20 protein-coding genes are annotated in these 20,822 nt (G+C 66.0%); 11 read left to right on the top strand and 9 right to left on the bottom strand.

Features of this window, described 5'->3' with window-relative positions:
* Positions 1 to 14 precede the first annotated feature (14 nt).
* Together FBZ93_RS24385 and FBZ93_RS24380 are read right to left on the bottom strand one after the other, a co-directional pair.
* Positions 15 to 917, bottom strand: coding sequence for an HpcH/HpaI aldolase/citrate lyase family protein (locus FBZ93_RS24385; RefSeq protein ID WP_246667624.1), 903 nt, complete (start codon positions 915 to 917; stop codon positions 15 to 17).
* Positions 918 to 935: 18 nt separating this feature from the next.
* On the bottom strand, positions 936 to 1,415 hold the full coding sequence (locus FBZ93_RS24380; RefSeq protein ID WP_146989157.1) for a hypothetical protein: 480 nt from the start codon (positions 1,413 to 1,415) through the stop codon (positions 936 to 938).
* Positions 1,416 to 1,622: 207 nt separating this feature from the next.
* Between FBZ93_RS24380 and FBZ93_RS24375 the strand changes: the two genes are divergently transcribed.
* Complete coding sequence (locus tag FBZ93_RS24375; RefSeq protein WP_146989155.1) at positions 1,623 to 1,922, top strand: hypothetical protein; 300 nt, start codon at positions 1,623 to 1,625, stop codon at positions 1,920 to 1,922.
* A 16-nt stretch (positions 1,923 to 1,938) separates the two neighbouring features.
* Here FBZ93_RS24375 and FBZ93_RS24370 read toward each other — a convergent pair whose 3' ends face one another.
* Positions 1,939 to 3,135 (bottom strand): hypothetical protein, encoded by a 1,197-nt coding sequence (locus tag FBZ93_RS24370; protein ID WP_146989153.1) that lies wholly within the window; start codon positions 3,133 to 3,135, stop codon positions 1,939 to 1,941.
* 144 nt (positions 3,136 to 3,279) lie between these two features.
* The gene (locus FBZ93_RS24365; RefSeq protein WP_146989151.1) at positions 3,280 to 3,909 is read right to left on the bottom strand and encodes an NUDIX hydrolase; all 630 of its coding nucleotides are present in this window, start codon (positions 3,907 to 3,909) and stop codon (positions 3,280 to 3,282) included.
* A 93-nt stretch (positions 3,910 to 4,002) separates the two neighbouring features.
* Between FBZ93_RS24365 and FBZ93_RS24360 the strand changes: the two genes are divergently transcribed.
* The 3 genes from FBZ93_RS24360 to FBZ93_RS24350 all read left to right on the top strand — a co-directional run bounded on the left by FBZ93_RS24360 (position 4,003) and on the right by FBZ93_RS24350 (position 5,994).
* Entirely contained in the window at positions 4,003 to 4,428 is a 426-nt protein-coding gene (locus FBZ93_RS24360; RefSeq protein ID WP_146989150.1) for a PaaI family thioesterase, read from the top strand.
* A gap of 97 nt (positions 4,429 to 4,525) precedes the next feature.
* Complete coding sequence (locus FBZ93_RS24355) at positions 4,526 to 5,536, top strand: aldo/keto reductase (RefSeq protein ID WP_146989148.1); 1,011 nt, start codon at positions 4,526 to 4,528, stop codon at positions 5,534 to 5,536.
* A 257-nt stretch (positions 5,537 to 5,793) separates the two neighbouring features.
* Positions 5,794 to 5,994 carry a hypothetical protein gene (locus tag FBZ93_RS24350; RefSeq protein ID WP_146989146.1) on the top strand — a complete coding sequence of 67 codons (201 nt, stop codon included), beginning with the start codon at positions 5,794 to 5,796 and terminating at the stop codon, positions 5,992 to 5,994.
* Between the two features lie 100 nt (positions 5,995 to 6,094).
* Here FBZ93_RS24350 and katG read toward each other — a convergent pair whose 3' ends face one another.
* On the bottom strand, positions 6,095 to 8,260 hold the full coding sequence (gene katG / locus FBZ93_RS24345; RefSeq protein ID WP_146989144.1) for a catalase/peroxidase HPI: 2,166 nt from the start codon (positions 8,258 to 8,260) through the stop codon (positions 6,095 to 6,097).
* A gap of 118 nt (positions 8,261 to 8,378) precedes the next feature.
* Here katG and FBZ93_RS24340 point away from each other — a divergent pair, with 118 nt between their 5' ends.
* A complete protein-coding gene (locus tag FBZ93_RS24340) occupies positions 8,379 to 9,332 on the top strand; it encodes a hydrogen peroxide-inducible genes activator (RefSeq protein WP_146989142.1) in 954 nt (317 codons plus the stop codon).
* A gap of 261 nt (positions 9,333 to 9,593) precedes the next feature.
* On the opposite strand, the gene galU is transcribed toward FBZ93_RS24340, so the two are convergent.
* Positions 9,594 to 10,469, bottom strand: coding sequence for a UTP--glucose-1-phosphate uridylyltransferase GalU (gene galU / locus FBZ93_RS24335; protein ID WP_146989140.1), 876 nt, complete (start codon positions 10,467 to 10,469; stop codon positions 9,594 to 9,596).
* Positions 10,470 to 10,693: 224 nt separating this feature from the next.
* Here galU and FBZ93_RS24330 point away from each other — a divergent pair, with 224 nt between their 5' ends.
* Complete coding sequence (locus FBZ93_RS24330; protein ID WP_146989138.1) at positions 10,694 to 12,073, top strand: lytic murein transglycosylase; 1,380 nt, start codon at positions 10,694 to 10,696, stop codon at positions 12,071 to 12,073.
* 268 nt (positions 12,074 to 12,341) lie between these two features.
* On the top strand, positions 12,342 to 14,069 hold the full coding sequence (locus tag FBZ93_RS24325) for an SGNH/GDSL hydrolase family protein (RefSeq protein ID WP_146989136.1): 1,728 nt from the start codon (positions 12,342 to 12,344) through the stop codon (positions 14,067 to 14,069).
* 134 nt (positions 14,070 to 14,203) lie between these two features.
* On the opposite strand, the gene FBZ93_RS24320 is transcribed toward FBZ93_RS24325, so the two are convergent.
* Entirely contained in the window at positions 14,204 to 14,593 is a 390-nt protein-coding gene (locus FBZ93_RS24320; RefSeq protein WP_146989134.1) for a CsbD family protein, read from the bottom strand.
* A gap of 61 nt (positions 14,594 to 14,654) precedes the next feature.
* Positions 14,655 to 15,389, bottom strand: coding sequence for an SDR family NAD(P)-dependent oxidoreductase (locus FBZ93_RS24315; RefSeq protein ID WP_146989132.1), 735 nt, complete (start codon positions 15,387 to 15,389; stop codon positions 14,655 to 14,657).
* Positions 15,390 to 15,581: 192 nt separating this feature from the next.
* Here FBZ93_RS24315 and FBZ93_RS24310 point away from each other — a divergent pair, with 192 nt between their 5' ends.
* Together FBZ93_RS24310 and FBZ93_RS24305 are read left to right on the top strand one after the other, a co-directional pair.
* The gene (locus FBZ93_RS24310; protein ID WP_167529194.1) at positions 15,582 to 16,361 is read left to right on the top strand and encodes an SDR family NAD(P)-dependent oxidoreductase; all 780 of its coding nucleotides are present in this window, start codon (positions 15,582 to 15,584) and stop codon (positions 16,359 to 16,361) included.
* 111 nt (positions 16,362 to 16,472) lie between these two features.
* Positions 16,473 to 17,360 carry a TauD/TfdA dioxygenase family protein gene (locus FBZ93_RS24305; RefSeq protein WP_146989130.1) on the top strand — a complete coding sequence of 296 codons (888 nt, stop codon included), beginning with the start codon at positions 16,473 to 16,475 and terminating at the stop codon, positions 17,358 to 17,360.
* A gap of 163 nt (positions 17,361 to 17,523) precedes the next feature.
* Here FBZ93_RS24305 and FBZ93_RS24300 read toward each other — a convergent pair whose 3' ends face one another.
* Positions 17,524 to 18,183 (bottom strand): YqgE/AlgH family protein, encoded by a 660-nt coding sequence (locus FBZ93_RS24300; RefSeq protein WP_146989129.1) that lies wholly within the window; start codon positions 18,181 to 18,183, stop codon positions 17,524 to 17,526.
* Between the two features lie 136 nt (positions 18,184 to 18,319).
* Here FBZ93_RS24300 and FBZ93_RS24295 point away from each other — a divergent pair, with 136 nt between their 5' ends.
* Together FBZ93_RS24295 and FBZ93_RS24290 are read left to right on the top strand one after the other, a co-directional pair.
* Positions 18,320 to 19,156 (top strand): protein-disulfide reductase DsbD domain-containing protein, encoded by an 837-nt coding sequence (locus FBZ93_RS24295; protein WP_146989127.1) that lies wholly within the window; start codon positions 18,320 to 18,322, stop codon positions 19,154 to 19,156.
* 249 nt (positions 19,157 to 19,405) lie between these two features.
* The gene (locus tag FBZ93_RS24290) at positions 19,406 to 20,809 is read left to right on the top strand and encodes a flippase (protein ID WP_146989417.1); all 1,404 of its coding nucleotides are present in this window, start codon (positions 19,406 to 19,408) and stop codon (positions 20,807 to 20,809) included.
* Positions 20,810 to 20,822 lie beyond the last annotated feature (13 nt).

Here is a 20,822-nt window from a genome sequence, read left to right as displayed (position 1 = left end):
GGCATCGCCTCCGGTCAGGCTCGAACCTCGCGATCGATCGCGCGCAGCGCCTCGCCGCGCGCGATCAACCGCTTCGCGTTGGAATAGGTCGGGACCTCCAGCAGCGAGCCGTCGAGCTCGACGCGGCCGAGGCCCTGCGCCCGCGCCGCTTCGAATGCCGCCACGATCCTGCCCGCCTGGCGCAACTCGTCCTCGCTCGGGGTGAGGACACCATTGACGATGGCGGCATGCGCGGGATCGACCAGGCTCTTTGCGGTGTATCCCAGCCGTCGCGCCCAGACCGTGTCGCGCGCGACGCCGGTGGCGTCGCTCCAGGTGTAAGGGCAATCCACCGCAACGACGCCGGCGGCGCGACATTCGACGATGAAGCGCTGCCGCGCGTAAGCGAGCTCCAGGCCGTCGCTGCCGCGCTCGGCGCCAAGATCGGCCGCGAGATCTTCCGACGCCATCAGGCAGCCGATGGTACGCCGGCTCGTCACCGCGATCGCGCCGGTCTGCACCAGGCCGCGCGCGAATTCGATGTTCGGCAGCAGTGACGTGGATCCCTCGGCGATGCCGTAGTCGCGCTCGAATCGCGTCACCGCCTCGTCGAGCCTGACAACATGATGCGGCTCGGCGACCTTTGGCAGCGCGACAATATCCGGACGGCCGCGCATCACGGCGGCAAGATCGTCCATGCCGTCCTGGTCCAATGGGTTGACGCGGACTGCGACCACCGCGCCCTGGTCGCGCCAGGCGGCGTAGAGCTCGGCCGCCAGCGCCCGCGCCTTCGGACGCAGCGACGGCGGGGTGAAATCCTCGAGCTCGTGGATCAGCACGTCGGCGCCGCTGGCGGCCGCGTGCTGCAGCACGGTCTCGTTAGCGCCTTCGAGAAACAGCCAGGAGCGGCAGAGCGGGGCTGGGCGCAGCTTGCGCATCACACGGCCCGCACGCCATCACTGAAACGTCATGTCGAGGCACTTCGAAATGTCGGAGCCGAGGCCGGACGAGATGGTGATGCAGCCGCGGATCTTCTGGGTGGTGGTGTCGCTGGCCCAGATCGCATAGCCGCCGGTGCCGAAGAACGAGTTGGTGTTCGGCGGCTCGGTCTCGGTGGCATCGAACGTATAATTGCCGTCGGTCTCGAAGATGCGCGGCTTCTTGGTGCAGCTGCCGTCGGCCTGGACGTTGATGACCTCCTTGTTGTCCTGCGTCAGCGCCAGCGAGACCTGGCAGCGGAAGTATTCCGAGGTCTTGGCGTTGAACAGATAGGCGTAGGACTTGCAGGTCGACGTCTTGAGCTTGCCGGCGGACAGGCCGCGGCTGCAGGAGATCCGCTGGTTGTTGGAGAGCTTGAACTCGTCCGCCTGCGCGACTGACGCCAGCGCCATGAACGACAGAGCGACACCGATACCGATCTTCATGACGTGGTTCATCGCGAGCACCCCCAGGTAGTGTTTCCGCCAATCGAAGCGTTTGTAAACGGTAACGCGAAGATAGTCGCCAAGCTTGATGCGGGAAATCACAAAGTCGCCGATCTCTGTGAGCGGCCGCGCCGATTGTCGTATTGACGCCCGAATACCGTTCGTGATTTGTTCAGAGACGTGGGGACGACGCCGTTTTTTTCCGGCCGGAGGTGGATCATGACGCATTTTTTGACCAAGACCTTTATTGCGACCGCGACCCTTGCTGCGATGACGACATGCGCATTCGCGCAGGAGGCTGCGCCCTGGGAGCTGAAGACCGACATGGGCTACGCCTATGACAAGGAGGGCAAGACCTGGGCCTACAAGATGGGGACCAGCAATGCCGGCACGCTGCTGAAGGGCGCCAAGAAGGTGCCGAAGGGGACGCTGTTCTTCATCGGGCATAACGGCCAGCTCTACATGCGCTCCGGTCCCTATCTCGAGGGCGACGGCAAGTTCATGTTCGGATCAAACTGACGGTTTTCGGCAGACCTCAGAACGCCCCGGCCAATTCCCTTGCGCCGGGCTTGTTGCTGTTGAAGTCCATCCGCTCGTTGGTGACGGCAAGCAGCCTGGCCACGGTGTTGTGGCGGATCGCGACCGGGTTGCGCTCGTAGCCCGAGCGCTGGAAGAAGTTCGCGGTCGGCACCCGCTCGCGCATCGCCTGCGGCATGGTCACCATGTCGAGCCCGGTGCCGTCGCCGGTCAGGTTCATCATCTCGAGCTCGGCCGCGGTCAGCGGCCGGTCGTAGCCCTTGGTGCGCGCGAACAGCACCGAGGTCAGCAGCTTGTGGGTCTGCAGCATCGGACCGACATCGATGTCGAGCACCATGGCGTGGCACGCCCAGCCTTGCGCGGTGTCGGCGAGGCGCTGATGCGCCGACCAGTCGTCGGGCACGGTACGGGTGAACGCGACCATCTTCTTCAGCACCGCGAGCTTGTGCTCCATGGCCTTGCGCGCCGGCCCCTGCGTCCGCGCAACGCGCTCGGTCAGATCCCGCACGAATTCATGGCCCTGCTCGGCGAGCAGCTCGACGGTGTTGGTGGTGAGCAGCTGGTTGTAGCCCATCGCGGTGGAGATGGCGCGCTTGCCGCCATGCTCGATCCCCGCCTGCACGTCGTAATTGCCGGTGCCGCCGGTCTCGAATGAATAGACCCGCACCGCCTGCTCCGGCGTCAGCCCCGCCGCGCGCGCGTAGCGGGCATAGGCGCGCTTGAACTCCACCTCGCTCGACGGCCGTTGCGGCGCGAACTGGAATTGCTCGGCAGCCGCCCTGACCAGATCGGAGACCACCGGGATCGTCTTGGGCGGGCGCGGCGGCTTGCCGCCCTCCTCTTCGGGAGCCGGATTGACCGGCCGCCTCGGCCCCTCATAGACCGGCGGCTGCTGCAGCACGTAATCATCGAGCGTAATCTGCACGCGGTCGCGGCGCTTGGCGTTGCGGCCGCGCCGCTTGTCGGCGATCGCGCTCCAATAGGCAGTCGCATCCTGCTCGAAGGCGGCGCGCGCCTCCTCGTATTCCTGCAGCTTGCGGCGATATTCCATGATCGCCTGCGGCGAGGCCTGCGCCATCGCATTGGCGACGGACGGCGGCAGCGCATCGGCCTCGCCGGCCGATACTGGCGGCGCGCTGGCGACAAGCGCGAGCGCGACAAATCCTGACGAGAGGCGAATCAATTGCGGGCGCATGGCCTCGTTGTAGCAAGCACTGCCGCGAAGTCAGCCCGGAAATGTCCGGATCGAAGGCGGCCGGATGCCGCGATCAGGTCCGGAAATTTCGCCACAATGCGGTGTTCGCCGCGCAAGGCCGTGGAGACGACGGGGTGATGACAGTCACTTCCATGCGAACACCGGCTGCTCGAGATCGGCGACGCGGGTGTTGCGGCCGGCCAGCACCTCACGGAACTGATAGATCAGCGCGGCGGTCGGCGCGTGGATCTGCTGGCCGCCGAGCCGGAAGCGGATCACCCGCCGCGCGCTCTCCGGAATCGTGACGAAGCTGAATGCGTCCTCGAGCTCGATCGCATCGAGGCCGATGCGATGCGCGGACGCGACCTCGTCCGGGTTCGGCGTGATCGCCGCATGTACGCCGGCCCAGACCACGACCGGGGTGATCAGATAGCCGGAGCGGGTCGGATAATCGTCGAGCAGGCCGAGCACGTCGCGTTCGGAGAGCTTAAGGCCGAGCTCCTCGTGTAATTCGCGCAGCGCGGCCTGGGGCTGCGTCTCGCCGGCATCGCAGCGCCCGCCCGGCAGCGCCCATTGCGCGCTGTGGGCGCGCAGGCGCGCGCTGCGCCGGGTGAGCAGGAAGGCGGTGCCGTGGCCGTCATCGGCTTCGGTCAGCGCGATCGCGACCGCCGCGCGCTTCAGCGTCGGCGCGGCTTCGGCCGGCGGCTGACGCGCGAACGCGGCACAGAGCTCTGCGATATTCCGCCGGGTGGCATCGTCAAATGTGCGGGCCATTGCGCTTGACTACAACACATCAGCGTTTGATGAAATGAGCGGAACGACATGCCTCCTGCGATCAATCATAGCCAAGCAACGGATCCTCACCTCATGACGGCCAAGGCCGCGGACAGACTCAAATCCGACGGCTGGAAGGTCGCCGACACCACCGGTTTCCTGACGCTGATCGGCCCCCTGTGGGAACGGTTGAAGGACGGCGCGCTCGAACTCGCACTGATCACCGAGGACAAGCACCACAACCGCCGCGGCCTGGTGCAGGGCGGCGTGATCATGACCTTCGCCGACCGCGCCTGCGGCATGGCCGCGCGCTTCGTTTCGGGCAAGCCGACGCTTGCGACGGTGCAGCTCGACACCCATTTCGTCGAGGCCGGCAAGATCGGCGAGATCCTGACGACGCGGCCGCGCGTGGTGCGCTCGACCCGCAGCCTGATCTTCATCACCGCCGAGGTGACGGTCGAGAAGCGCTGCATCGCGATGGCCAACGGCGTGTTCAAGATTCTGAAGACCGAGAGTTGATCCATCGTCGTTCCGGGGCGCGAAGCGAACCCGGAACCTCGAGATTCCGGGTTCGATACTGCGCATCGCCCCGGAATGACCACGGGAGGGAAGTCCGATGCAATATCGCCAGCTTGGCCGCAGCGGCCTGAAGGTTTCGCCGATCTGCTTGGGCACCATGATGTTCGGCGGACCGACCGATGAGGCGACCTCGTCGCGGATCGTGGCCAAGGCGCGCGAGGCCGGCATCAACTTCATCGACAGCGCCGACGCCTATAATGGCGGCAAGTCCGAAGAGGTCGTGGGCCGCGCGATCTCGAGCAGCCGGTCGAACTGGGTGCTCGCGACCAAGCTCGCCAATCCGATCGGCGAGGATCCGAATCATGGCGGGCTGTCGCGGCGCTGGGTGTTGCAGGCCGCCGACGAGAGCCTGAAGCGGCTCGGCACCGACTACATCGACGTCTATTACCTGCATAAGGAAGACCACGCGACGCCGCTCGACGAGACGGTGCGCGCGATGGGCGACCTGATCCGCGCCGGCAAGGTGCGCTATTTCGGCGTCTCCAACTACCGCGCCTGGCGCGTCGCCGAGATCTGCAACATCTGCGACCGGCTCGGCATCGATCGTCCGGTCGCGAGTCAGCCCTATTACAACGCGATGAACCGGATGCCGGAGGTCGAGCATTTTCCGGCCTGCGCCTATTACGGCCTCGGCATCGTGCCCTATAGCCCATTGGCGCGCGGCGTGTTGACCGGCAAATACGCGCCCGATGCGGCGCCGCCGGCGGACACCCGTGCGGGGCGGAACGACAAGCGCATGATGCAGACCGAGTGGCGGCCGGAATCGCTGCAGCTGGCGCAGGAGATCAAGCGCCACGCCGAGAGCCGCGGCATCACCGCCGGGCAGTTCGCGGTGTCCTGGGTGCTGAATTCGTCGTTCGTCAGCGCCGTGATCGCCGGCCCGCGCACCGAGGCGCAATGGGACGACTACATCCGCGCGCTGGACTATCGCTTCACCGCCGAGGACGAAGCCCTGATCGACCGCCTCGTCGTGTCAGGCCATCCATCGACGCCGGGGTTCAACGATCCGGCCTATCCGATCGAAGGCCGGCGGGCGCGGACCGGATAGCCCTAGCAGCAGCGACTATACGACTCAGGGCTGGCACTCAATCCCATCCGCCGTCATTGCGAGCGGAGCGAAGCAATCCATTGTGCCGCAAGCGGAGACATGGATTGCTTCGGCGCTAGCGCTCCTCGCAATGACGGTGTCTAGCGAACGGATGTGCCACTCGGTTTTGCCGAAGTTACGTTTCGTAGCTTCCGAATTGCGCGAGCGTCGCGCCGGCTGCACCATCGGCGCATGGAAATGCTGATGCGGGCGCTGCCATGACGGCAACCAATGTACTGGACTGGATCGTCGCGCTCTTCGTCTGCTGGGCGAGCCTGACTGCAATCATCGAGCCTCGGCGCGACGCCTCGCAGTGTGACGGCCCCACCGTAGCAAGCAGCGCGCAGCAAGCGCCGCTGGCGGCACCAACGCCGGCGGAGTTCGAGGAGATGATCCGGGACATGAAGCTGCACGACTGAGCAAACCGCAGAAAGCCCTTCGTCTTCAAAACAGCGTCCCCGAAATGAAACAGGGCGGCGCCGAAGCGCCGCCCTGTCCCTGATTGCCGTTGCCGGCCGCTTACTTCACAAGGTCGAAGCGATCGGCATTCATCACCTTGGCCCAGGCCGCGACGAAGTCGTTCACGAACTGCTCCTTGGCATCCGACGAGCCGTAGACTTCGGCGAACGCGCGCAGCTGCGAGTGCGAGCCGAAGATCAGATCGACGCGGGTGCCGGTCCACTTCACCGCCTTGGTCTTGCGGTCGCGGCCCTCATAGAGGCCCTCGCCGGCATCGCTCCACGCCGTGCCCATGTCGAGCAGGTTGAGGAAGAAGTCGTTGGTCAGCGTCCCCGGCTTGCCGGTGAAGACGCCGTGCTTCGACTTGTTGGCATTGGCGCCGAGCACACGCAGGCCGCCGACCAGGACCGTCAATTCCGGTCCGGTCAGCCGCAGCAGCTGGGCGCGATCGACCAGCGCCTCCTCGGGCAGCATGGCCTGGGGCTTGCCGCTGAGATAGTTGCGGAAGCCGTCGGCCCGCGGCTCGAGCGGGGCGAAGGAGTGCGCGTCGGTCTGCTCCTGCGACGCGTCGGTACGGCCCGGCGTGAAGGGGACCTTCACATTGGTGCCGCCGTCCTTCGCGGCCTTCTCGATCGCAGCCGCGCCGCCGAGCACGATCAGATCGGCGAGCGAGACCTTCTTGCCGAACTCCTTCTGGATGGCTTCGAGCTTGGACAGCACAGTCTTGAGCTGCGCCGGCTCGTTGACATCCCAGTCCTTCTGCGGGGCGAGACGAACGCGCGCACCGTTGGCACCGCCGCGCTTGTCCGAACCGCGGAACGTAGAGGCCGAGGCCCAGGCGGTCGATACCAGTTCGGAGACCGAGAGCCCCGAAGCGATGATCTTCGCCTTGAGCGCCTCGATATCCTTGTCGTCGATCACGGCATGATCGAGCGCCGGCACCGGATCCTGCCAGATCAGCGTCTCCTTCGGCACCAGCGGGCCGAGGTAGCGCTGGATCGGGCCCATGTCGCGGTGCGTGAGCTTGAACCAGGCACGGGCGAAAGCGTCCGCGAACTGATCCGGATGCTCGTAGAACCGGCGCGAGATCTTCTCATAGGCCGGGTCGAAGCGCAGCGAGAGGTCGGTGGTCAGCATGGTCGGGACGTGCTTCTTCGACGGGTCGAACGCGTCCGGAATGTCGGCCGCCGCGCCCTTCGCCTTCCACTGCTTCGCACCCGCGGGGCTCTTGGTCAGCTCCCATTCATACTTGAACAGGTTGTCGAAGAAGTGGTTGCTCCACTTCGTCGGCGTCTGGGTCCAGGTGACCTCGGGGCCGCCGGTGATCGCGTCGGCGCCGACGCCGGTGCCGAACTTGCTCTTCCAGCCCAAGCCCTGCTCCTCGAGCGCGCCGCCTTCCGGCTCCGGCCCGATCAGCGACGGATCACCGGCGCCATGGGTCTTGCCGAAGGTGTGGCCGCCTGCGATCAGCGCGACGGTTTCTTCGTCGTTCATCGCCATGCGGAAGAACGTCTCGCGGATGTCCTTCGCGGCAGCGACCGGATCCGGGTTGCCGTTCGGGCCTTCCGGGTTGACGTAGATCAGGCCCATCTGCACCGCGCCGAGCGGCTCGGAGAGCTGACGCTCGCCGCTGTAGCGCTCGTCGCCGAGCCAGGTGCCTTCCGGACCCCAGTACAGCTCTTCCGGCTCCCATACGTCGGCGCGGCCGCCCGCGAAACCGAAGGTCTTGAAGCCCATCGATTCCAGCGCGACGTTGCCGGCGAGGACATAGAGGTCGGCCCACGAGATCTTGCGGCCGTATTTCTGCTTGATCGGCCAGAGCAGCCGGCGCGCCTTGTCGAGGTTGGCGTTATCGGGCCAGCTGTTGAGCGGGGCGAAACGCTGCTGACCGGCACCGGCGCCGCCGCGGCCGTCGCTGATGCGATAGGTGCCCGCCGAGTGCCAGGCCATGCGGATCATCAGGCCGCCGTAATGGCCGAAATCCGCCGGCCACCACTCCTGCGACGTCGTCATCAGGGCCGTCAGGTCCTTGATCACGGCGTTGAGGTCGAGGGTCTTGAATTCCTTGGCGTAGTCGAACCCCTTGCCCATCGGATCGGACAGGCTGGAGTTGTGATGCAAGACCTGAACGTCCAGCGACTTCGGCCACCAGTCACGATTCGTGTGTCCGCGAGGGGCTGCCGTGAATGGGCATTTGCCCGCGCCTTCGTCGGTTTTTGCGTCCATGTTTCTTCTCCGAGGTGATGGATTCTGGAATGTGCTGGAGCTCTTCCAAAAACGATTCTACGCGCCCCAATCCATCAGGTGAAATTGACTTTAATGATCGCGGCAATAAGATAATCTGATGATAAATGTCACACTCCGGCAACTGAGGTATTTCGATGCGCTGGCGCGGCACGGGCATTTCGGGCGCGCCGCGGATGCCTGCGCGGTGTCGCAGCCGGCGCTGTCGATGCAGATTCGCGAGATGGAACAGGCGGTCGGCGGCGTCCTGATCGAACGCAGCGCGCGCCAGGTCACGCTGACGGCGTTCGGCGAGGAACTGCTGCATCGCGTGCGCGACATCCTGCGCTCGGTCGACGAGCTCGGCGACTTCGCGCGCGCCTCGCGCGACAAGCTCGCCGGACGGCTGCGCGTCGGCATGATCCCGACGATTGCGCCCTATCTGCTGCCGAAGGTGATCGAGACCCTGGCGCGGCTGCATCCCGAGCTCGACATCCATGTCCGCGAGACGCTGACGCCGAAGCTGATCAAGGAGGTCGCCGAGGGCCGGCTCGACACCGCGATCGTGGCGCTGCCGGTGTCGGAACCGTCGCTGACCGAGGTCGCGCTGTTCTCGGAGAACTTCCTGCTGGTGCGGCCGGGCGAGGATGCCAAGACGCCGGTGCCGAGCGCCGAGATGCTGCGCGAGATGCGGCTGTTGCTGCTCGAGGAAGGCCACTGCTTCCGCGACCAGGCGCTGTCGTTCTGCAACATGCAGTCCTCGCCGCCGCGCGAGGTGCTGGATGCAAGCTCGCTGTCGACGCTGGTGCAGATGGTCGGCGCCGGCATCGGTGTCACCCTGATCCCCGAGATGGCGGTGACGGTGGAGACGCGCTCCGCCCCTGTCACGGTGTCGCGCTTCAAGCATCCGCAGCCCTCGCGCACCATCGGCATGGTCTGGCGCAAGACCTCTCCGCTCGCCTCGCAGCTCCAACAGATCGCCGAAGTCGTCTCGCTCGCTGCGCGTGAGTTGCGCACGCCGAAGGAAGGTGGCGCGAAGGACACGAAGCGTGCGGGGCGAAGGAAGGCTGGGTGATTGCGATTGCGCTGCGGGGTGGGTGTCGTCCGCATTGGACACACCAACCGAGCCACATTCACAGCTGTCGTCCCTGCGAAAGCAGGGACCCACACTCCGCGGCGGATGTTGCGAACAGGACTCGTCATTCCAGCGTCACTCACCAATAACCACTCGTGGTTATGGGTCCCTGCTTTCGCAGGGACGACACCGAGTTTGTTGCGAGCTCTGTGAGTCCGTAGGGCGGATTAGCCGGAGGCGTAATCCGCCGCACGAGCCCCCCTACTTCTCCAGATACTTCTTCATCTCGGCGATCAGGCCTTCACGCAGTTCGGGGCGTTTGAGACCGAAGGCGATGTTGGCGCGGAGGAAGCCGGGCTTGGAGCCGCAATCGTGGCGCTCGCCCTCGAACTCGACGCCGTAGAACTTCTGCGTCTTGGCGAGCCCGATCATCGCGTCGGTGAGCTGGATCTCGCCGCCGGCGCCGCGCTCCTGCGTCGCCAGGATGTTGAAGATCTCCGGCTGCAGGATGTAGCGGCCGGTGATCGACAGGTTCGATGGCGCGGTGCCTTTCGGCGGCTTCTCGACCATGCCGTCGACCTCGAAGATGTTGCCGGTGCGTTTGCCGACGCCGCAGATGCCGTATTGATGGGTGAGCTCGTCGGGCACTGCCTCGACCGCGATCACGTTCGACTTCTCGCCCAGCTTGTTGGCGGCGTCGATCATCTGCTTCAGGCAACCCGGCGTGTTCAGCACCAGCTCATCCGGCAGCACCACCGCGAACGGCTCGTTGCCGACGATGTCGCGCGCGCACCACACCGCGTGGCCGAGGCCGAGCGGCGCCTGCTGCCGGGTGAAGCTCATCGCGCCGGCCTCCGGCTGGTTCTGCGCCAGGATGTCCTGCTCGGTCTTCTTGCCGCGTTGCGCGAGCGTGGTGTCGAGCTCGAACATGCGGTCGAAGTGATCCTCGATGACGCCCTTGTTGCGGCCGGTGACGAACACGAAGTGCTCGATGCCGGCTTCCCTCGCTTCGTCGACCACGTACTGGATCAAGGGCTTGTCGACGATCGTCAGCATCTCCTTCGGCATCGCCTTGGTGGCAGGCAGCACGCGGGTACCGAGACCGGCGACGGGAAAGACGGCTTTGCGGATCTTCATGGGATTATCGGGAGCCCTTGAAATGGGTGGGACGATGGCGCGAAATGAATCGCACCTTGGTACCTCGTTTTGCAGCCGCCAACAAAGGCGGATGTGTGGTGCGGCTTAATTCCGCCGTTCCGGTCAGCCAATGCGGGCCACGACGAAATCTCGCCTATGTTAAGTTATTGGAAACCGTCCCGGGTCCTTCTGGAACAGCACGTTTTTTGACAGGCACACGACAAATGCGCTCGATGGGAACATCACGGACCAGGCTTTTCAGCGCGAGCCTGATTGCGCTGGCGCTGCTGCTGCCCGGCAGCACGCAGGCTCAATCGGCGGGCAACGGCCTGACCAACCTGATCGACAGCATCTTTTCCGGACCGAACGCGACCCCGCCGCAGGCCGCGACCGGGCAGGACGGCGCAGCGCCGCCCTGGAGTGGCGAGGACGGCGCCTCCGGCCATCCATTGATGACCGCAGCCGCGATCCGCCAGGCCGCATCCGACTTCCCGAACTGCGTCGCCGCGATGTGGCCAGATGCCGCACGGCGCAACATCACGCAGCAGAATTTCGAGCGCTTCACCGCGGGCCTGCAACCCGATCTGCGCATCATGGACCTCCTGGATTCGCAGCCGGAGTTCACCAAGGCGATCTGGGACTATCTCGACATTCTGGTCAGCGACACGCGGCTCGCCAAGGGCCGCGAGATCCTTGCGAAATACAAGCCGCAGTTCGACGCGACCGAGAAGGCCTATGGCGTCGATCGCTATATCATCGCGGCGATCTGGGGCATCGAGTCGAGCTACTCGACCCAGATGGGCGATCGCAGCGTGGTGCAGTCGACCGCGACGCTTGCCTGCATCGGGCGCCGCCAAGCCTACTTCAAGGATGAATTCCTCTCGGCGCTGGAAATCCTCAACCGTGGCGATCTCGGGCCCGAACAGATGCGCGGCTCCTGGGCCGGCGCGTTCGGCCCGACCCAGTTCATGCCGACCGCGTTCAAGCGCTACGCCGTCGACGGCGATGGCGACGGCCGCCGCGACGTCGTCGACAATCCGAGCGACTTGATCGCCTCGACCGCCAACAATCTGAAGAAGGACGGCTGGCAGACCGGCGCGAGCTGGGGCTACGAGGTCGTGCTGCCGCAAGGCCTGAACTACATGTTGGCCGACCGCGCCAAGGTGATGCCGCTGTCGCAATGGGAGCAGCTCGGCGTCAAGCGGCCGGGCGGACAGCCGTTCCCGCGGCCGTCCGACAAGGCCTATCTGCTGGCGCCGGCGGGCGCCGAGGGTCCGGGCTTCCTGATGCTGCAGAACTTCCGGGTGATCATGAAGTACAACCCGGCCGAGGCCTATGCGCTCGCGATCGGCCATTTCGCCGATCGGCTGCGCGGCGGGGCGCCGTTCGTGCAGCCCTGGCCGCGCCAGGAGCGGGTGCTGTCGCGCGCCGAACGGCTGGAACTGCAGCAGCTGCTGGCCCAGCGCGGCTTCTACAAGGGCACGCCCGACGGCCAGTTCGGCGGCCAGACCCGCGAGGCGCTGCGCGGCTTCCAGGTCTCGATCGGCGCCCCGGCGGACGGTTTTGCCACCGCAGAGGTGCTCGAGCGGCTGCGCGGGCGGTAGCCGACGGCCACAGGTAGCCCGGATGAAGCGCAGCGAAATCCGGGGTTCTTGCCGGCCGATTGGTCTGTTCCCGGATTACGCTTCGCTCCATCCGGGCTACGGGCCTGGGCGATAGGCCCCTCCCCCAAAAGTAACCGTGAAATCCGATATTTGGCGTCCGGCTTGACGGCGGCCGGAGGCACCCGATTTATGGTGGAAAAGCTGCCCGCTTGCGGCCCGATTCCGCTAATATGCTCACGTACTTCCAGATCATTTGCGACCGAACCCGATGCGAGAGCCGAAGTCCTTCCTGCGCGTATTCACCGAAGCCGGGCCGCTGGTCGCGCTGGCGGTGGCGCTTGCACTGTTGATCGGCATTGCACAGCCGGCCTCGGCGCAGTTCTTCGGCTTCCCGGGTTTCGGCGGCGGACAGCCGCAACCGCAGCGTCGCGCTCCGCCGCAGCACGGCGGTGGCGGCGGCTGGTTCGGCGGTGATTTCTTCGCACCGTTCCAGCAGCAACAGCCGCAATCGCAGCCGCAGCGGCCGCGCGAGGATTTCTCGCGGGCGCCGCCGCCGCCCAAGCGCGAAGCCGCGGCCGAGCGCAACGTGCTCGTGATCGGCGACGCGATGGCCGACTGGCTCGCCTATGGCCTGGAGGATGCCTATTCCGACCAGCCCGACATGGGCGTGATCCGCAAGCACAAGACGGTGTCCGGCCTGATCCGCTACCAGCCCAAGGGCGACCCGGCGGATTGGGCGGCGGCCGCCAGGGGCATTCTCGCCACCGAGAACCCCGACGCCATCGTCGTGATGCTCGGCCTCAACGACCGCATCGCGATCCGCGAACCGGTGGTGGAGAAGAAGGTCGACAAGAAGGACGAGAAAAAGGACGCGCGCGGCAAGCCGGATGCAAAGCCTGGCGACAAGCCCGATGCCGCCGCCAAAACCGACGGCAAGACCGATAACAAGGCCGACAACAAGCCAGCCGAGACCGAGCCGCCGGCCGACGACGCCGAGAGCGACTCGCAGGCCGCGCCGGAAAAGACCGCGCGCTCGCCCAACGGCCTCTACGAATTCCGCGACGACCGCTGGGTCGAGCTCTACGGCAAGAAGATCGAAGAGCTGATCAACGTGCTGAAGAGCAAGGGCGTGCCGGTGCTGTGGGTCGGCCTGCCCGCGATCCGCGGCCAGAAGGGCACGTCGGACATGCTGTTCCTCGACGCGCTCTATCGCGACGGCGCCGGCAAGGCCGGCATCACCTATGTCGACGTCTGGGACGGCTTTGTCGACGAGGCCGGCCGCTTCATGCAGAAGGGCCCGGACTTCGAAGGCCAGCCGCGCAAGCTACGCTCCGATGACGGCGTGTTCTTCACCAAGGCCGGCGCGCGCAAGCTCGCCCACTATGTCGAGCGCGAGGTGACCCGCCTGCTCGCGGTGCGAAGCGGCCCGATCGCGCTGCCGAGCGAACCGGCAACGCCCGAGACCAGCACCGAGCCCGGCAAGCCGGCGCCGCGGCCGCTGGCCGGCCCCGTGCTGCCGCTGGTCGCCTCCACGGTCGGCACCGATCAATTGCTCGGCGGCCCCGGCTCGCGGCCTGCCGCCGTCGATGCGCTCGCCGCACGCACGCTGGTGAAGGGCGAGGCGCTGGCGCCGCCCGCCGGCCGCGCCGATGATTTCGCCTGGCCGCGCCGCGAGATCGGGCGCGAGCAGGCCAAGGGCGACGTGCCGGTTGCCGCGGTGACGCCGGCTGCACCGGCGGCGGGGGGACCTGCGAATCCGCCGCCCTCGACCACGGCGATCGCGCCCGACGGTTCGATCATTACCGCGCCGAAGCCGCAGAAGCGTGTGTTCCGTCCGGCCCAGGCCCAGCCACAACAGCAGCAGCCGCAGACGCAACCCTGGCTGCGCGACTTCTTCGGCTTCGGCGCGCCGCAGCAGCGCCCGCTGGTCGCGCCGCCACGTCCGCCGCGCAATGTCGGACAGCGGGCCACAGGGCCGGGGAATCCCTGGCAGTAAGCGGCGCACTTCTGATCAATCGACGCTATATCCACGTCATTGCGAGCGAAGCGAAGCAATCCACCTATCCGCCCGCGCGGATAGATGGATTGCTTCGTCGCTTCGCTCCTCGCAATGACGGTGGGTGAGATATCTCAGCCGTAATAGCGCCAGCGTGACGGCGGCGGGCGGCGCGGCTGGCGCGTCATCAACAGCGCCAGCGCAAAGCCGATGCCGCCGGCGATCAGGAGCGCGCCGAGCGGATTGTCCTGCACCGATCTCGCCACCGCCTTCTGTCCGCCGCGGATGGTTTCGCCACGATGCTCATAGGCGTCCTTGAAGGTATCCTTGGCGTAGTTGACTGCGCTGTCGGCGGCGTCGCGCGCGGCATCCTTGGCCTGTCCGTAGAGATCCTGCACGGTGCCGGCGGCTTCGCGCGCGCGGCCCGAGGCCTGCGTCTGCGCATCACTGGTCGCATCGCCGACGGCGCCTTCAGCCTTGCCCGCGAACTCCTTCGCCGTTCCGAAAATCCGATCCTTGTCCATCACGACTGCTCCTTGAACCTGTCAGGGAGCTAACCGGGCAGCCGCGCGCAGGTTCCTATGCCTACAGGATCAGCCCGCCGTCGACGACGATGGTCTGTCCGACGATGTAGGACGCAAGCGGCGAGGCCAGGAACAGTGCGGCGCCGGCCATGTCGGCGGGCGTGCCGAGACGCTTCAGCGGAATACGCTCCAGCGCGCCTTCGAGTCGCTTTGGATTCGCCGTCGTCGCCTTGGTCATCTTGGTGTCGACGAGACCCGGCGCGATGCCGTTGACGCGGATGCCGTTCTCCGCCCAGGCCTCGCCGAGCGTGCGCGTCAGCCCGACGGCGCCGGTCTTCGAGGCGTTGTAGGCCGGATTGCCCATGGTGGAATGATACGCCGCGGTCGAGCTCACGATGATCAGCGATCCTTGGCTCGCGCTGAGCATCGCGTGGAATTTGGTGGCGCAGGCCATCAGGCTCATCAGGTTGACTTCGAGCACCTTGCGGAAGCCCTCCATCTCGAATTCCCCGCGGCGGTAAATCACTGCGCCCTGCGCCAGCACCAGCACGTCGAGCCGATCGAACGCCGGGGTGAGGCGTTCGATCGCCTGCGGATCAGAGACGTCGAGCTGCGCATAGGCAAGGCCGTCGAGATGCGAGCCTTCCTCTTTCGAATAGTCGCTCGCCTGCGCGCGGGTGCCGTACACGGCAACGCGCGCGCCCCTGGCGCGGAAGGCCTGCGCGATGCCGTTGCCGATGCCGCTGGAGCCGCCGACCACCAGTACCTGCTTGCTGCCGAAATCGAGCTCGTTCATGGCGTTCCTCTCTCGTGCTGTTTTCTTGATTGAGCACGATCCTTTGCGAAAAGCCAACGCAAAAGCCCCCGCAAAACTTGCGTTAACGCGCTGCGCGCGTGCCGATCAGGGATCACCGGTTTGACGTCTCTCTCGATCGGTGCCAGCGTTGCAGATCGCACAACGCGCAAAAAAATCACCGGGAGGTCCGTCATGTCCGAATACAAGCAGCTCAGCCGTTCGGTGAAGGGCCTCACCGTTCTCGTCACCGGCGCCGCCAGCGGCATGGGCCACGCCACTGCGCGCGTGTTCGCCGATGAAGGCGCCAATGTCGCGGTCACCGACCTGACCGAAGACGGCACGCAGGCGGTGGCGAAGGAAATCTCGGCAAGCGGCGGCTCGGCCAAGGCCTGGACGCTCGACGTCAGCGATCGCGACGCCATCACCAGGGTCGTCAACGACGTCGCCGCGCATTTCGGCGGGCTCGACATCATCGTCAACAATGCCGGCATCTCGGTGCGGGTGCCGATCGACGATCCCGGCTACGAGGATGCCTGGGCCAAGGGCATCGCCGTGATGCTGACGGCGCATCCGCGCATCATCCGCGCCGCACTGCCGTATCTGCGCAAGTCGCGCTCGCCGCGTATAGTCAACATCGCCTCGACCGAAGCGCTGGGTGCAACAGGGCTGCACAGCCCCTACTCCGCGGCTAAGGGCGGCGTCACCAGCCTGACCCGCTCGCTCGCGGTGGAACTGGGGCGCGAAGGCATCACCGTCAACTGCATCTGCCCGGGCCCGATCCGCACCGGGATTACCGATCGCATCTCCGAGGAGCACAAGACGATCTACGCCAAGCGCCGCACCGCGCTCGCGCGCTATGGCGATCCGGAGGAGGTCGCGCACATGACGCTCAGCCTGTGCCTGCCCGCGGCATCGTTCCTGACCGGCGCCGTGATCCCGGTCGACGGCGGGTTGATGGCGCGGAATGCCTGACCCGCATTCGCTTCCTGCTCGGCCGTGAAGCGTTGACAGCGCGCGCGTCGGGAGTAGCCTTCGCGTCAAACGAAGCGGGAAAACCGCCCGCAAGATACGGGGAGATACGCCATGACGGTCCTGATCCGGCAGCTTCACAAGCATTTCGTCGGCGAGGTCTCCGGCGTCGATCTGCGCAAGCCGCTGACGAAGCAGGAAGCGACCGACATCGAGGCCGGCATGGACAAATACGCCGTGCTCGTCTTCCACGGCCAAGCCATTAACGACGAGCAGCAGATGGCGTTCGCGCTGAACTTCGGCGAGCGCGAGCACTCGCGCGGCGGCACCGTGACGAAGAGGGAGGACTACCGCCTCTCCTCCGGGCTCAACGATGTCGGCAACCTCGGCAAGGACGGCAAGCCGCTGCCGAAGGATCACCGCACCCATCTGTTCAATCTCGGCAACTGCCTGTGGCACTCCGACAGCTCGTTCCGGCCGATCCCGGCGAAATTCTCGCTGCTGTCGGCGCGTGTCGTCAACCCGAAGGGCGGCAACACCGAATTCGCCGACATGCGCGCGGCCTATGACGCGCTCGACGACGAGACCAAGGTCGAGATCGAGGACATGATCTGCGAGCACTCGCTGATGTATTCGCGCGGCTCGCTCGGCTTCCTCGACTACACCGAGGAAGAGAAGCAGATGTTCAAGCCGGTGCTGCAGCGCCTGGTGCGCACCCATCCGGTCCACGGCCGCAAGTCGCTGTATCTGTCATCGCATGCCGGCGCCATCAGGGGCATGAGCATGCCGGAGGCGCGGCTCCTGCTGCGCGACCTCACCGAGCACGCGACGCAACCGGAATTCGTCTATGTGCACAAATGGACGCTGCATGACCTCGTGATGTGGGACAACCGCCAGACCGTGCACCGCGTCCGCCGCTACGACCAGTCGCAGCCCCGCGACATGCGCCGCGCCACGGTTGCCGGCACCCAGCCGACGGTGGCGCAGGAAGCGGCGGAGTAAGCCACACCCACCGCCGTCGTCCCGGCGAAAGCCGGGACCCATTACCACAACTGCACATGATTGCACGATGCTGTGGCCCCAGCGCAGCACCGCAACCACACCCTGTGGTTATGGGTCCCGGCTTTCGCCGGGACGACGTTGGGGAGGTAGCTAGCTCGATCTGCTACGCGTGCCCGGCGTCGTTCGACAGCATGCCGGCCTCGATGCCGATCTTGCGCAGGGCGCGGGCGTATTTCTCGTCGACGTCGGTGCCGAAGATCAGCTCGGGATCGGCGTCGCAGTGCAGCCAGCCATTGTGCTGGATCTCGTTCTCGAGCTGGCCCGGCGCCCAGCCGGCATAGCCGAGCGCGAGGATCGCGTGCTTGGGCCCGGCGCCCTTGGCGATCGCCTTGAGGATGTCGACGGTCGCGGTCAGCGAGATGCCGTCGTCGATGTTCAGCGTCGCGTCCTGGATGTAGAAGTCGCTGGAATGCAGCACGAAGCCGCGGCCGGTGTCGACCGGGCCGCCCTTCATCACCTTCATCATCTCGGCATTTTCGGGCAGCTGGATCTGGTCCGACTTCTCGATGATGTCGAGCTGCACCAAGAGCCCCGGGAAATCGATGCTGCCGGCCGGGCGATTGACGATGATGCCCATCGCGCCTTCCGACGAATGCGCGCACATGTAGATCACGGAGCGCTCGAAGCGCGGGTCGTTCATGACAGGCATCGCGATCAGCATCTGGCCATCGAGATAGCCATCATCGGTGGCGTGGGGACCGACGGCCGGGCTTCTACCGGCGGCGGTCTTGCGAGTCTTGCCTGTCTTGCCTTCAGGGCTCATCCGCAAAGGCCTTTCCTGCTGATTTGGCATCCTGATATTGGGTGGCGGTTCTGTCAATCAACCATCGGCCGCAGTGCGGCGATGCATCACAAGCAATTCAATGGTTTGCAACCAAAGTTGCAGGTAAAGACGTCTCATGATCGTCACAGTTCCCATGCGTGCCGCATTTGGCGTTGCCGCCTTGATTTCCGTCGCATCCGCAGCCGCGGAGGTTCGCGCCGACGACGCCTCGCCGTGGCAGCAGGACACCCATTCCGCGGTGCGGTTGCTGGCGGGATCGCGCAGCGGCGCGGTGCTGCTCGGCGGCATCGCTTTCCAGTTGCAGGACGGCTGGAAAACCTACTGGAGGACGCCGGGCGATTCCGGCGTGCCGCCGCGGTTCGATTTCTCCAAGTCGGACAATGTCGATGCGGTCACGGTGATGTGGCCGGCGCCGCGCCGGTTCGACGACGGCGCCGGCGGCACCTCGCTCGGCTACAAGCACCAGGTGGTGCTGCCGCTGCGCATCGTCGCGAAGAATCCGGACAAGCCCTTGGTGCTGCGCGCCGACATCAGTTATGCGGTGTGCGAGAAGCTGTGCGTGCCGGTGGAGGCGAAGGCCGAGCTTGCGTTCGCGAGCGTCGCCTCGACCGAGGACGCTGCGCTGTCGGAAGCGCTCAACGCGGTGCCGAAGCCCGCCAATATCGGCGATCCCGCCCCGTTCACGATCCGCGACGTCAAGCGCGACGGCAACAACGTGCTGGTCGATGTCACCGCGCCGGAGAGCAAGGACCTCAGCCTGTTCGTCGAGGGGCCGACGCCGGACTGGGCGCTGCCGGTGCCCAAGCTGGTCGAGCACGCACCGCAGGGCGTGAAGCGCTTCTCGTTCGAGCTCGATGGCCTGCCGCCCGGCGCCAAGGCGGACGGTGCCGCGCTCAAGCTGACCCTGGTCGGCGGCGACAAGAGCTACGAATTCAATATCAATTTGAACTGACGCCGCGGCGTTTGAACTGATGCCCCGGCGTCATCCCGGCGCAGGCCGGGACCCATACTCCGCGGCCGTGGTTCGAGGCACGCTGCGGGACTAGCTGTGCGTACTAACGGTTCCCGGTGGTTATGGGTCCCGGCCTGCGCCGGGACGACGCCTGAGCATCCGTCACCCAACCCAATCTTAACGATTCGTTGATAGATCGGGGGCCATTGCCGCCTCGCGGCGTTTCAGGAAATTTCCGCCTTGGCTGTGATGGAGACACAATCCGGATCCTCTGCCGAATCCTCTGCCGCAACCTCTGCGCCATCGGGCCCGGTCGCACGCCTGCGCGGCCTCGTTGCGCGGCTGCTCGGCGGCACCAAGGAGGCGTCGGTCACCAAGCGCCTCGCCGGCATGATCTTCATCATCCGCGTCATCAGCGCCGCGATCGCCTATCTCGCGCAGATCCTGCTCGCGCGCTGGATGAGCGGCTCGGACTACGGCATCTATGTCTATGTCTGGACCTGGGTGCTGCTGCTCGGCAGCACGATGGATTTCGGCATCGCGCCGTCCTCGCAGAAGATCATCCCGGAATATCGCGCGCGCGGCGACCTCGCCGCGCTGCGCGGCTTCCTCTCCGGCGGCCGCTGGGTGGTGCTTGCTGCCTCCAGCACCGTGGCGCTGCTGCTCGCCGGCGTGATCCACCTCGCCTCGCCCTGGATCGATCCCAACGCGGTGGTGCCGCTCTATATCGGCTGTCTGACCTTGCCGCCCTTCGTGGTCGCCAACACCCAGGACGGCATCTCGCGCGCGCACGACTGGATGCAGCTCGGCCTGATGCCGCAGTTCATCGTGCGGCAGGGGCTGATCATCGCGCTCACCGCCGGCGCGCTGGCGCTCGGCCTCAATCTCGGCGCCACCGCTGCAATGATCGCGAGCTCCGCGGCGGTCTACATCGCGGCGATCGGCCAGATGATCGTGCTGAACCGCCGCCTCAAAGCCCATCTCGGGCCGGGCGAGAAGACCTACGACGTCAAAGGCTGGTTCGCGATCTCGCTGCCGATCATGCTGGTCGAGAGCTTCTATCTCCTGCTCGGCTACACCGACGTGCTGATGCTGCAGCAATTCCGCTCCTCCGAGGAGGTCGGCATCTATTTCGCCGTGGTCAAAACGCTGGCGCTGGTGTCGTTCGTGCACTACGCGATGGCGGCGACGACCGCGCATCGCTTCGCCGAGTACAATGCGCTCGGCGACAAGGACCGGCTGTCGGCCTATGTCGCGCATGCGATCAGCTGGACGTTCTGGCCCTCGCTGCTCGCAACCATCGCCCTGCTCGCGTTCGGCAAGCCGCTGCTGTGGCTGTTCGGCCCGAAATTCGTCGACGGCTACAGCATCATGTTCGTCGCCGCGATCGGGCTCGTGGTGCGCTCGGCGATCGGGCCGGTGGAGCGCCTGTTGAACATGCTCGGCCATCAGAGCATCTGCGCCACCGCCTATGCGGTGTCGTTCCTGATGAATGTCGGGCTTTGCATGACGCTGGTGCCGCGCTACGGCGGCATGGGTGCGGCAGCCTCGACCTCGCTGTCACTTATCTTCGAGACCATCCTGTTGTTCTACGTGGTGCGCTCGCGCCTCGGCCTGCACGTGCTGGCATTCGGGAAGCGGCGGGCGGCGTAGCTTAGGGTGCGCG

Source organism: Bradyrhizobium macuxiense (genome assembly GCF_007993935.1).
GTDB classification, from domain to species: domain Bacteria; phylum Pseudomonadota; class Alphaproteobacteria; order Rhizobiales; family Xanthobacteraceae; genus Bradyrhizobium; species Bradyrhizobium macuxiense_A.
Note: the sequence above shows the minus strand (reverse complement) of the source record. Positions and strands in the feature narration are given on the sequence as shown.

What these genes read in the sequence shown, in the direction of transcription:
- FBZ93_RS24385 (WP_246667624.1), bottom strand. Translation starts at nt 917, where the DNA reads ATGCGCAAGCTGCGCCCAGCCCCGCTCTGCCGCTCCTGGCTGTTTCTC.
- FBZ93_RS24380 (WP_146989157.1), bottom strand. Translation starts at nt 1,415, where the DNA reads ATGAACCACGTCATGAAGATCGGTATCGGTGTCGCTCTGTCGTTCATG.
- FBZ93_RS24375 (WP_146989155.1), top strand. Translation starts at nt 1,623, where the DNA reads ATGACGCATTTTTTGACCAAGACCTTTATTGCGACCGCGACCCTTGCT.
- FBZ93_RS24370 (WP_146989153.1), bottom strand. Translation starts at nt 3,135, where the DNA reads ATGCGCCCGCAATTGATTCGCCTCTCGTCAGGATTTGTCGCGCTCGCG.
- FBZ93_RS24365 (WP_146989151.1), bottom strand. Translation starts at nt 3,909, where the DNA reads ATGGCCCGCACATTTGACGATGCCACCCGGCGGAATATCGCAGAGCTC.
- FBZ93_RS24360 (WP_146989150.1), top strand. Translation starts at nt 4,003, where the DNA reads ATGACGGCCAAGGCCGCGGACAGACTCAAATCCGACGGCTGGAAGGTC.
- FBZ93_RS24355 (WP_146989148.1), top strand. Translation starts at nt 4,526, where the DNA reads ATGCAATATCGCCAGCTTGGCCGCAGCGGCCTGAAGGTTTCGCCGATC.
- FBZ93_RS24350 (WP_146989146.1), top strand. Translation starts at nt 5,794, where the DNA reads ATGACGGCAACCAATGTACTGGACTGGATCGTCGCGCTCTTCGTCTGC.
- katG (WP_146989144.1), bottom strand. Translation starts at nt 8,260, where the DNA reads ATGGACGCAAAAACCGACGAAGGCGCGGGCAAATGCCCATTCACGGCA.
- FBZ93_RS24340 (WP_146989142.1), top strand. Translation starts at nt 8,379, where the DNA reads ATGATAAATGTCACACTCCGGCAACTGAGGTATTTCGATGCGCTGGCG.
- galU (WP_146989140.1), bottom strand. Translation starts at nt 10,469, where the DNA reads ATGAAGATCCGCAAAGCCGTCTTTCCCGTCGCCGGTCTCGGTACCCGC.
- FBZ93_RS24330 (WP_146989138.1), top strand. Translation starts at nt 10,694, where the DNA reads ATGCGCTCGATGGGAACATCACGGACCAGGCTTTTCAGCGCGAGCCTG.
- FBZ93_RS24325 (WP_146989136.1), top strand. Translation starts at nt 12,342, where the DNA reads ATGCGAGAGCCGAAGTCCTTCCTGCGCGTATTCACCGAAGCCGGGCCG.
- FBZ93_RS24320 (WP_146989134.1), bottom strand. Translation starts at nt 14,593, where the DNA reads ATGGACAAGGATCGGATTTTCGGAACGGCGAAGGAGTTCGCGGGCAAG.
- FBZ93_RS24315 (WP_146989132.1), bottom strand. Translation starts at nt 15,389, where the DNA reads ATGAACGAGCTCGATTTCGGCAGCAAGCAGGTACTGGTGGTCGGCGGC.
- FBZ93_RS24310 (WP_167529194.1), top strand. Translation starts at nt 15,582, where the DNA reads ATGTCCGAATACAAGCAGCTCAGCCGTTCGGTGAAGGGCCTCACCGTT.
- FBZ93_RS24305 (WP_146989130.1), top strand. Translation starts at nt 16,473, where the DNA reads ATGACGGTCCTGATCCGGCAGCTTCACAAGCATTTCGTCGGCGAGGTC.
- FBZ93_RS24300 (WP_146989129.1), bottom strand. Translation starts at nt 18,183, where the DNA reads ATGAGCCCTGAAGGCAAGACAGGCAAGACTCGCAAGACCGCCGCCGGT.
- FBZ93_RS24295 (WP_146989127.1), top strand. Translation starts at nt 18,320, where the DNA reads ATGATCGTCACAGTTCCCATGCGTGCCGCATTTGGCGTTGCCGCCTTG.
- FBZ93_RS24290 (WP_146989417.1), top strand. Translation starts at nt 19,406, where the DNA reads ATGGAGACACAATCCGGATCCTCTGCCGAATCCTCTGCCGCAACCTCT.